This is a genomic window from Mucilaginibacter sp. P4_E8 (genome assembly GCF_056401495.1).
Genome location: NZ_JBFUJG010000266.1, coordinates 1 through 3614, shown reverse-complemented (window position 1 = coordinate 3614; position 3614 = coordinate 1). Strand labels below are relative to the sequence as shown.

Below are 3614 nucleotides of genomic sequence, written 5' to 3'. Positions count from 1 at the left end.
TCATTATCAAGCGGGCAAACCCAGGTTTTATCATCTTTGTAAATAATACGGGCTACGTTTAAAAATGCTTTTTTTGATGCTCTATCTGTTACTTCTGTTATGATCATGAATGCTTGCTGGGAGGGCTAAATATGAAAAAAAGCATTCAGTGGCATACTGAATGCTTTTAAAAATTAGCTATGTATCTTAAAAATTAATAATCGTCGTCGTCGTCATCGTCAAATGATTCGTAACCTCTGCCCAGATCATCATCTAAAGGGCCATCAAAATCATCCTCATCCTCATCAACTACTTTTTTCTTAGTTTTTGGGTCAAGTAATAGATCATCATCGTCTTCGTTTTCATCTTCTGAATTGTCGATCTTCTTAGTGGTCGGTTTTTTTGGCGCTCCCATTTTAACGGATTTTATTTGTCAAACTTTATCAATGTAATTTAAATCAGTTTAAAAGTATTAAATTTTTTAGCTACTTCCTTTATCTAATTCAGTAGTAAAAATAATTAAAATCATTTTTATTAAAAATATCTTTTAAAATTATTCTGTTTGTTCGCCAATGGCAATAGAATTAGTCGTAAAGTCCTTAATTTGAGGTAATTCCTCAATGTTGTTTATGCCAAAATAATCCATAAACATGCTGCTGGTACCATATAAAATAGGTTTTCCGAGCGCTTCCGACTTCCCAATAATTGCAATTAACTCCTTTTCGAGCAGTTTTTGTATCGAGTAATCGCAGTTTACGCCGCGTATTTGTTCAACATCGGTTTTGGTTACCGGCTGCTTGTACGCAATAATTGCCAATGTTTCTAAAGCTGCCTGGCTCAGTCTTTTTTTAGAGCGTTGTAACTGTAATAAATTAATAACCGGATGGTACTTCTTTTTTGTGAAAAACTGGTAGCCATTGCCAATCTTTACCAGTTCAATAGCAAGGTTATCGTCATTATACTTGTGTGTAATAGCCGTTATGCTTTCGGTTAYTTCCTGGGCGGTAAAATCGCGTTCAAACGCGGCCTGCAGGCAATACATGATCTCTTCCATGCGAATACCCTGCTCCGACGCGAAAATTAATGCCTCTATATAGTGTTCAGTATTGTCCATGCGAAAGTTAGTCTGAAGTCTTGCGTTAAAAGTCTAAAGTATTAACAAATTTCGACTTAAGGCTCAAGACTTCGGACTTCTAACTTAATAATTAATAACCTGTTCTTCAATTTCGGCGGGGATATCGCGCCAGTCATATTTTTGGGTGCGTAGTTGCGGTTCAAAACCGGCTTCAATGATTGATTCCTGTATACCTTTGGCGGTAAAGCGGTGCGGTGCACCGGCAGCCGATACTACGTTTTCTTCGATCATGATGGAGCCAAAATCATTAGCCCCGGCATGCAAACATAGCTGGGCCACTTGTTTACCAACGGTAAGCCATGATGCCTGGATGTTCTTGATATTAGGCAGCATGATACGGCTCAGGGCTATCATACGGATATATTCATCGCCGGTTACGTTGTTGGTGATGCCCCTTACTTTACGTAAAAGGGTGCCATCATCCTGAAAAGGCCAGGGTATAAAGGCTACAAATCCATAAGCGCCTTCTGGTTTTTCAGATTGTACCTCGCGGATCCAAACCAGGTGCTCAAAACGTTCTTCAATGGTTTCAATATGGCCAAACATCATGGTGGCCGAGCTTGGCAGGTTAAGCTGGTGAGCAGCACGCATTACATCAAGCCACTCTTTACCTCCACATTTACCTTTTGATATCAGGCGGCGCACACGGTCGTTCAGTATCTCGGCACCGGCGCCGGGTAATGAATCAAGACCGGCTTCCTGCATCGCCCTTAACACATCAATATGGGACATGCCCTCCAGTTTGGCTACGTGCGCAACCTCCGGCGGACCTAATGAGTGTAGTTTTAACTTTGGATATAACTGTTTAAGCTCCCTGAACAGGTCGGTATAAAATTTAAGACCAAGGTCAGGATGATGACCGCCCTGCAACAGCAACTGATCGCCGCCATATCGGAAAGTTTCCTCGATCTTCTTTTTATAAGTTTCAATATCAGTGATGTAACTATCCTCGTGGCCGGGCCTGCGAAAAAAGTTACAGAACTTACAATTGGCTATACATACATTGGTCGTGTTAACATTACGGTCAATCTGCCAGGTAACCTTGCCATGCGGAACCTGCTTTTTACGCAGTTCGTTGGCGGTGTACATCAAATCGGCAGTAGGGGCGTTGTTATACAGGTAAACCCCTTCATCCTGGGTTAAAAAATCAAACCGCAAAGCGCGTTGCAACAGATCGGCTGTGTTCATTTAACAAAGATAAAGCTTTAGGTTATTAATAGTTTAATATGGTTGGTAAGATTGACAAATTAATGAGGGAGTCAAACTACTCGTAAATCCTAAAAAAGAATATTTTGCTATTTGATATTAATTAGTTAATATTGCTTAGTTAATATTAATTAGTTAAGATTAAAATGAACGAGAATCCTGAATATTGGCTGCACCGCCTGGTGATGCAGATGGATCGCGTGGCAGATAAGCTACTTTTGGAAAGCGTGGGCATGTCATACAAACGCTGTCAGGTTTTGGCCGTTCTGCAGCATTGCGGAACCATTACACAGCATGAGTTGGCAGTTAAATTAGGGCATAGCGACCCCGCGGTAAGTAAAATGCTGATCGAACTATCGAAAGATGAACTTATTACTGTCAAGATCGATCCGAAGCATGCCCGTAAACGCCTGGTTACGCTTACCGCCAAAGGCGATGAAATTACCACTAAAGGCACAATGATGCTTAATGCGCACTTTAGTGAGGTGATAAAAAAGGCCGAAGTTGACGCGGTTGAGTATGCCGAACTTACCAAAAAGCTATTCGACGCCCTGGTTACCATGAGCTAAAACAGGCCGACCAAATTTGATGATCCATTAATAACAAATTCCATGACTACGACTCATATCAACCCGCCGCATTATCCGGATACGGCAACCTCAAACGACGGTACAAGCATCAGTTATTACACCACCGGTAGCGGCCCCGGCCTTATTCTGGTACACGGCGCGCTTTCAATGGCCACAGACTATAATACTATGGCTGAGTGCCTGGGAAGGGATTTTACCGTTTACGCGATGAACCGCCGCGGACGTGGTTTGAGTGGTCCGCAGGGGAGGGATTACAGTATTATTAAAGAATGTGAGGATGTGGCCGCTTTACAAAAAAAGGTAAATGCCGAATACCTGTTTGGGCATAGTTATGGCGGTTTAGTGGCGCTTGAAACCGCGCGTAATAATCAAGACTTTAAAAGGATAGCCGTTTATGAACCGGGTGTATCTGTTGATGGGGCAATATCCATGGGGTGGATGCCAGCCTATCAAAAATTCTTGTCCGAAGGGAAATATCTTGACGCGTTTGCCACGTTTTCGATAACCGCAGGGCCCGAAAAGGCTCAAAAAATGCCGCTTTGGTTAATGAAGCTCATGTTGCCAATGTTCATCAAGCGTAAGGACAGGAAACAACTATATGGTTTACTCCCCGCTAACTTGCTTGAACATGTTGAGGTGGACAAACAAAACAATACTTATCCCAATTACCGGGAGGTGCAGGCAGGTGTACTGCTGATGTACGG

General features: G+C 42.3%; 5 protein-coding genes. 2 read left to right on the top strand and 3 right to left on the bottom strand.

All coding sequences use genetic code 11. The features are described 5' to 3' along the window. Positions 1-193: 193 nt before the first annotated feature. The 3 genes from AC1DRQ_RS30160 to mqnC all read right to left on the bottom strand — a co-directional run bounded on the left by AC1DRQ_RS30160 (position 194) and on the right by mqnC (position 2302). The gene (locus tag AC1DRQ_RS30160; protein ID WP_429396915.1) at positions 194-394 is read right to left on the bottom strand and encodes a hypothetical protein; all 201 of its coding nucleotides are present in this window, start codon (positions 392-394) and stop codon (positions 194-196) included. Between the two features lie 138 nt (positions 395-532). Continuing rightward, a complete protein-coding gene (gene scpB, locus AC1DRQ_RS30155; RefSeq protein ID WP_477429620.1) occupies positions 533-1093 on the bottom strand; it encodes an SMC-Scp complex subunit ScpB in 561 nt (186 codons plus the stop codon). An 84-nt stretch (positions 1094-1177) separates the two neighbouring features. Further along, positions 1178-2302, bottom strand: coding sequence for a cyclic dehypoxanthinyl futalosine synthase (gene mqnC / locus AC1DRQ_RS30150; RefSeq protein WP_477429618.1), 1125 nt, complete (start codon positions 2300-2302; stop codon positions 1178-1180). Between the two features lie 164 nt (positions 2303-2466). Here mqnC and AC1DRQ_RS30145 point away from each other — a divergent pair, with 164 nt between their 5' ends. Continuing rightward, positions 2467-2889: a MarR family winged helix-turn-helix transcriptional regulator gene (locus tag AC1DRQ_RS30145; protein WP_477429616.1), complete on the top strand. Its 423-nt coding sequence runs from the start codon at positions 2467-2469 to the stop codon at positions 2887-2889. 42 nt (positions 2890-2931) lie between these two features. Continuing rightward, positions 2932-3614: alpha/beta hydrolase (locus AC1DRQ_RS30140; protein WP_477429614.1), on the top strand; the 683-nt coding region annotated here is incomplete at its 3' end.